A 6469-nucleotide genomic window follows, 5' to 3' on the forward strand; every position below is an offset into this window, starting at 1 on the left:
GGCGCCGCCGGACGGCACGCAACCGCAGTCGGCGCCCGTCGGCGGCAACGTCGGGCCGGTCGGCAGCCACCAGGAGAAGGATCAGCTCAGCCGGATCGTCGGTGGACCGGCGACCGCGGCCACGGTTCTGCTGCTGGGGCCGGTGGCGCGTGGTACGACCGTACACATCGCACCCGATCCGGGAGGTGACCGGTGAGGAAGTATCGCAAGGCGCTGACCGGCCTGGCAGTGTTCCTGGCCTTCTCGGTCGCCGTCACCTGGATGGTGCTCGCCACCCTGAAGCGCGAGGTTGCGGGTCCGACGAACTCCTACTCGGCGATATTCGCCGACGCCTCCGGCCTGGTACCCGGCGACGACGTCCGCGTTGCCGGGGTCCGGGTCGGTCGGGTGGAGCGAACCAGGCTCGCCGGCACTCTGGCCGAGGTCACCTTCCGGGTGCAACGCGACCAGACGCTGTACACCGACACGGTCGCCTCGATCACCTACCAGAACGTCATCGGGCAGCGCTACCTCGGCCTGGCGCAGGGACCATTCGGTGAACACCAGAAGCTGTCCAATCACGGCCAGATCCCCGAGGAACACACCAACCCGTCATTCGACACCTCGGCAATGCTCAACGGCTTCGAACCGCTGTTCACCCAGCTGGCCCCGGAGCAGGTGGACAACCTAACCGACGCCTTGGTCCAGGCGCTGCAAGGAGATTCGGGCTCGATCCTGGCGCTGACCGTCCACGCGTCGGCGTTGGCGGAGACGTTGGCCGGACCTGATCAGGTGCTCGGCGATCTCATCAGCAACCTGAACCAGCTGATGACGAGCCTGGCGGCGCAGAGCGTCGACCTGCAAGCCGTGATCCACCAGTCCCGGGGAGTGATGGCCGAATTGGCGAACCGCCGGGAGCAACTGGTGGCGTCGGTCGGGTCGATCAACGCGACGACCGGGCGGCTCGCCACGATCGTCGACAACATCACCCCTGAGCTGCAGGAGTTGATCGAACGCAAACCCGGTTTCCTCGACTACGGCCTACGCGACGGCCGGGAGCGCTTTGCCTACATGGCGGCAAACCTTCCGTTCCTGATCAAGGGCGTCGCCCGTATCACCCAGGAAGGCAGCTACATCAACGGATACGGCTGCGATCTCGACTTCAGCCTCTGGCGCGGGCTGTTCTACTGGTTCCGCGGATTCGTCGCGGCCGCCACCCGAGGCAACAACAACGAGGTCTGGCACAGCCAGATGTGCAGGTGACCGGGATGCCGAACCGATTCAAACGACCCATCGAGTCCTATGACAAGACCTGGCTCGGGGTGGTCGCGCTGCTCACCATCGCGGTGCTGGTGGCCGCCGTCGTCTTATTCGGCCGACTGGGCATCGGCAAGACGCGCTACCACGCGGAGTTCGCCCAGGCCGCCCAGATCAAAAAGGGCAATCAGGTCACCGTCGCGGGCATCCAGGTCGGCGCCGTCGAGGGGGTGAGGCTGGCCGGCGACCATGTCGTGGTGACGTTCAACGTCCGCAAAGACATCCCGGTTGGCGACCAGAGCCGGTCCGCCATCAAACTGACGACGATTCTGGGGGCGCGTTACCTGGCCCTCTCACCGGGCGGGACCGGCGAGCTCGCGCACAAGACGATACCGTTGGCCAACACCGAAGTCCCCTACGACCTGCAAGAGACCCTGGCCGGGGCGACCAGCACCTTCGGGCCGATCGATGCCGAGCGCGTCGTGGAATCGGTGAAGACGCTGAACGCGAATATCCAGGGTCTGCCCGAGGCGCTGCCGCCGGCGCTGGCCAATCTGCAAGCGCTGGCCGACGTCATCGCGGGACGGCGGGACCAACTCGGCAGCCTGCTGTCCAACGCCGCCACGGTGACCAGGATGCTGCGCGACCAGCGGGCCGACCTCGGGGTGCTGGTGCTGCAGGGACGCGACCTGCTCAATGAGCTGGCCACCCGGCGCGACGCGGTGGAACGCCTCTTCGCCAGCACCACCACCCTGGTCGACCGAGTCAGAACCATTCTGGGCAACGAACCGGCGGTCACCCAGCTGATCGACGAGTCGCAGGAATTCTTGCGGATGATGGCCGACCACGACGCATTGCTGCGCAACATCTTGCAGTCGGCGCCGGTTCTCATGCGCAACCTCGCCAACGCGACCGGCAGCGGCAACACCATCGACCTCAACGTGCCGGCAGGTCCGTTCGTCGACTCGTGGATGTGCGCGCTCAGCAGCCGGGCCACGCAGTTCAAGCTGGTCGAGTACTTCAAGGACTGCGAATGAGCCGACACGCCAAGCTGATCGTCGCGGTGGCGGCCGTCGTCGCGCTGGTCGCCGCCGCGGCGGCCGTGCTGATTCCGCGGCTGCTGCCCCGGCAGCTCACCGTGACCGCACACTTCGAGGACGCCGTTGGGCTCTACGTGGGCAACGCGGTCTCGGTGCTGGGGATCCAGGTCGGGAAGGTGACCAGCGTCGTCTCCAAAGACACCTACGTGGAGGTCAAACTCGCGATCGACCAGAGTGTCGAGATCCCCGCTGACGTGACGGCCGTGACGGTATCCAGCTCGATTCTGACCGACCGCCAAGTCGAGCTCACCCCGCCCTACCGCGGCGGCGCGAAGCTGAAGGACGGCGACCTGCTGAGTCTGGGGCGCACCCGCACCCCGGTGGAATTCGACCGGACCCTGGCCATGATGGACAAGCTGGGCAAGGCGCTGCACGGCGACGACAACGGCCACGGGCCGCTGGGCGATCTGGTCAACCTCGGCTCGCAGATCAGCGTCGCCAACGGGCGGGACATCAAAGCGACCCTGGACCGGCTGTCCCAGGCGCTGCGCATCGAATCCGATAACGGCGAGCGCAGCAAAAAGAACATCCAGACGATCATCACCAGTGTTGCCGAACTAACCCAGGCGGCGGCCGACAACGACACCGCGATCCGCGAATTCGGCTCCAGCCTAAGGCAACTCAGCGACATTCTGGCCGACGAAGACCTCGGGTCGGGCAGTACCGGCGCCAAGGCCAACCAGCTGCTCGCCGAGGCAGCCCGACTACTGGAGGGCCGACGCGAGAAGCTGAAGAGCCTATTCACCGACAGCGGGACCGTTGTCGCGTCGACCGTCGACTACCGCCGGGAACTGGAGGAGCTCCTCGACGTGGCGCCGTTGACGGTCGACAACATCTACAACATCATCGACGAGACCGCCGGCAGCGTCCGCGTTCATTTTCTGGTCGACAAGATCATCTTCAACAGCCTGTTCAGCAAGGAGATCTGCAACCTGATGGGGCTCAAACAGCTGGCCTGCGCAACCGGAACACTCAAGGACTACGGACCGGATTTCGGCTTGGGCGAGATGCTCGACCTGATGGGCAACGGAATCGACGGTGCGCCGTGAGCAAAAGACACCTCGTCCGCCGGGGCCTGCGATGCGCGCTTGCCGCCGCGACGGTCACGTTGTCGGCCGGCTGCGGGATGACCGCCGGACTGGAGGGACTGCCGCTGCCCGCCCCCGAGGCCGGAGGTCGAAGTTATGCGCTGACCGCGATCTTCTCCAACGCGCTGAACCTTCCGGCCAAGGCAAAGGTGAAGCTGTACGGCGCCAACATCGGCGAAGTCGACTCGATCCAGGCGCAAGATTTCACCGCCCGGGTGAACATGCGGATCGACGCGGATGTGCCGCTTCATCTGGGCGCCACCGCCGAGATCCGGGCAGCCACCCTGCTCGGCGACGTCTTCGTCCAGATCAGGCCCGGCCCGCAGCAGGACCCGGATGCCGCGTTGCTGCACGACGGCGACACCATCCCGCTGCGGTCCACCACCGCCGCCCCGACCGTGGAAGAGCTGCTCGGCTCGATGGCGATGCTGGTAAACGGGGGCACGATCCGCTATCTGGTATCGATGGTCAACGGCGCGGGTCAGGCGGTGGGCGGACGCGGCGGCAAACTCGCGGCGCTGCTCGATCAGACCGACACGCTGCTGTCCCGGATGACCGCGAGGCAAGCGCAGTTGGACACCGCGCTGCGGCGTACCTCGGAGCTGGCGGCCGCGATGGCGGCCCGGCGGGACTCGCTCGATGAAGGCCTGACCGCCACCGCGCCGGCGCTTGCGGTGATCGCCGACAACGCCACCCGGATAGCCGACCTGGCCGACGGAGTCGCGCGCATCACCGGCCAGCTGTCCCGGTTCCCGTCCATCCAGGGAACCGACACCCGCAGTATGGTTGCCGACCTCAACCGCCTTGCGGGCGTGTTCAACGAGATCGCCGTGGACCCCGATCTCGCGTTGAAGTCGTTCAACCGGCTGATCGGACTCATCATGAAGGCCACCAACTCGACGTCGGGGCACGCCGAACTGGTCCTGGCGAAGCTCGCGCTTGGCCCCTGGCCCGACGCCCACTACCCGGGTGACCCCGGATTCCACTGGTCGGACGGGACCGACTGGCACATGATGATCGGCAGCCTGCGATACGAATGGGGTTTGCTGTCGGCCCTGCTCTACGGGACACAACGATGACGGCCACAGCTGACTGGCTGGAGCGGCCGGCGCGACCGATCGTCGACCTGGTCCGCTCGGTGGCCAGGCGTCGTGTCCTGACCGCCTCGATCGGCTTGGCCGTCACCTTCGCGCTGGCGGCCGGTTACATCGCGACCGCCAGTCTGCGCGTGAACCCGTTCCGCCAGAACATCTCGGTGCGGGTGCTGCTGCCGGAGTCGGGTGGGCTGCTGGCCAACCAGGACGTCACCGTGCGCGGCGTTCCGGTCGGTCGCGTCGCCTCGGTGGGGCTCACCGAGAAGGGTGTGGACGCGGTGATCACCATCAACGCGGGCGTGCGGATTCCCCGGGACAGCCCCGTGCACGTGTCGGGCCTGTCCGCGGCCGGTGAGCAGTACCTGGACTTCCGGCCGGAGTACGCCGGCGGACCCTATCTGACCGACGGCACGGTGCTCGGCGAGAGCCAGGTCACCGTCCCGGTGTTGCTGCCGCAGATCATCGACGACAGCCGCGGCGCCTTGGCGCAGGTAGATCCGGCAAAGCTGGCCGCCCTGTTCGGTGAGCTCCGCGTCGGGCGTGAGGGTCCGCGTAAATTGAAGGCCATCCTGGACGGCACGGTTTTGCTGGCTGCCACACTCGACGGCGTGCTCCCGGAGACGGTGAGCATGCTGCGCAACACCCGAGTCGTGTTGACCACCCTCGCCGACGTCACGCCGGGCCTGCGCCGCACCTCGGCAGACCTGAGAAAAACCCTGTGGGGCGTCAACCAGATGGATGCCGGGTTCCGGACGCTGACCGACCAGGCCGGCGGCCAGTTGGCTGCCGTGGACAACCTCATCGCCGACAACCGGGAGAACATCGTGCAGCTGCTGGGCAGCATGGCGACGCTCTCGCAACTGTTGTACCTGCGAGTCCCGGCACTGCAGGATCTGTGGCGTCCCGACCACGGATCGATGATCGACCGGGTTGCCACCGTTTTCCACGACGGTGGCATCTGGGGCGTCGGCGAGACCTACTTCAAGTATCGCTGCGACTACGGTGTCCCGCGGTTGCCGCCTTCGCAGGCCGACTTCCCCGAGCCCTACCTGTACACCTACTGCAACAACCCCGACCCGTCGGTATTGGTCCGCGGCGCCCGCAACGCGCCTCGGCCGCCGGGCGACGACACCGCCGGCCCACCACCGGGGTATGACCCGATCGCGCGGACCGACCCGGTGCCGATTTACCCGCCGTACACCTTGCCCACCAACTACGCCGGGCCGCCGATGCCGGTGTGGGTGCCGGACTAGCACAACCTATCTGGAGTAGCAGTGGCCAAACGGACCAAAACCACAGATGTCTTCGACAAGCTCACCGAGAACGATGAGCCGGACGAGTCGGTGGACGGGCAACCCGCCGCCGAAGCTGACGCCGACTCCGGCACGGCGATCGACGAGCAAGACGGTGAGACCCCCGCGGTCGATCAGGGCGGAGAGACCGCCGCGCCTCCGGAATCCAGCCCGTCGCGCCGGCGCGTTCTCTCGACGGTGGCCGGTGTTGCGCTGGTCGGGGCGCTGGCGCTGTTGGCGGTGCTGGGCTGGCGGGTCAAGAAACTCGACGACACCGCCGCGGCGGCGCGTTCAGCGCTGGCGGCCGCGCGCAGCTATGCCATCACGCTGACCACGCTGGACGCGACCGACATCGACACGAATTATCGGCAGGTGCTCGATGGTGCCACCGGGGAATTCAAGGACGAATACAGCCAGGGCTCTGCCCAACTGCGCCAGGTTCTGATCGACAACAAAGCGGCGAGTCAGGGCATCGTGATCGACGCGGCGGTCAAATCGGCGGCTAAGACCGAGGTCGAGGTACTGCTGTTCGTCGACCAATCGGTCACCAACGCGGTCAATCCGGCTCTTCCGACTTGGTGGGGGTCTGGTGTGACCGATTCGGATCGTGTCGGTGACTGATTAGGGGCTCGCGCCCTTGTGAACTGGGTGTTCTCATG

Annotated in this window: 6 protein-coding genes and 1 pseudogene; all 7 read left to right on the forward strand. The window is 66.7% G+C overall.

The genetic code is table 11. The features are described from left to right. Positions 1–196, forward strand: a pseudogene (locus AC2VOU_RS08425) (MlaD family protein); the annotation flags it as partial. Continuing rightward, positions 193–1242, forward strand: a complete 1050-nt coding sequence (locus AC2VOU_RS08430; RefSeq protein WP_486956963.1) for an MCE family protein — start codon at positions 193–195, stop codon at positions 1240–1242. The pseudogene AC2VOU_RS08425 and the gene AC2VOU_RS08430, both read left to right, overlap by 4 nt. Positions 1243–1247: 5 nt before the next feature. Continuing rightward, positions 1248–2273, forward strand: coding sequence for an MCE family protein (locus AC2VOU_RS08435; protein ID WP_486956964.1), 1026 nt, complete (start codon positions 1248–1250; stop codon positions 2271–2273). Beyond that, positions 2270–3385, forward strand: coding sequence for an MCE family protein (locus AC2VOU_RS08440; RefSeq protein ID WP_486956965.1), 1116 nt, complete (start codon positions 2270–2272; stop codon positions 3383–3385). Before AC2VOU_RS08435 ends, AC2VOU_RS08440 begins: the two co-directional genes overlap by 4 nt. Next, complete coding sequence (locus AC2VOU_RS08445) at positions 3382–4503, forward strand: MCE family protein (protein WP_486956966.1); 1122 nt, start codon at positions 3382–3384, stop codon at positions 4501–4503. The genes AC2VOU_RS08440 and AC2VOU_RS08445 overlap by 4 nt, the downstream gene beginning before the upstream one ends. Then, positions 4500–5771, forward strand: coding sequence for an MlaD family protein (locus AC2VOU_RS08450; protein WP_486956967.1), 1272 nt, complete (start codon positions 4500–4502; stop codon positions 5769–5771). The genes AC2VOU_RS08445 and AC2VOU_RS08450 overlap by 4 nt, the downstream gene beginning before the upstream one ends. Positions 5772–5792: 21 nt before the next feature. Then, complete coding sequence (locus AC2VOU_RS08455) at positions 5793–6431, forward strand: hypothetical protein (RefSeq protein ID WP_486956968.1); 639 nt, start codon at positions 5793–5795, stop codon at positions 6429–6431. Positions 6432–6469 lie beyond the last annotated feature (38 nt).

Source organism: Mycobacterium sp. TH-M25, assembly GCF_057473665.1.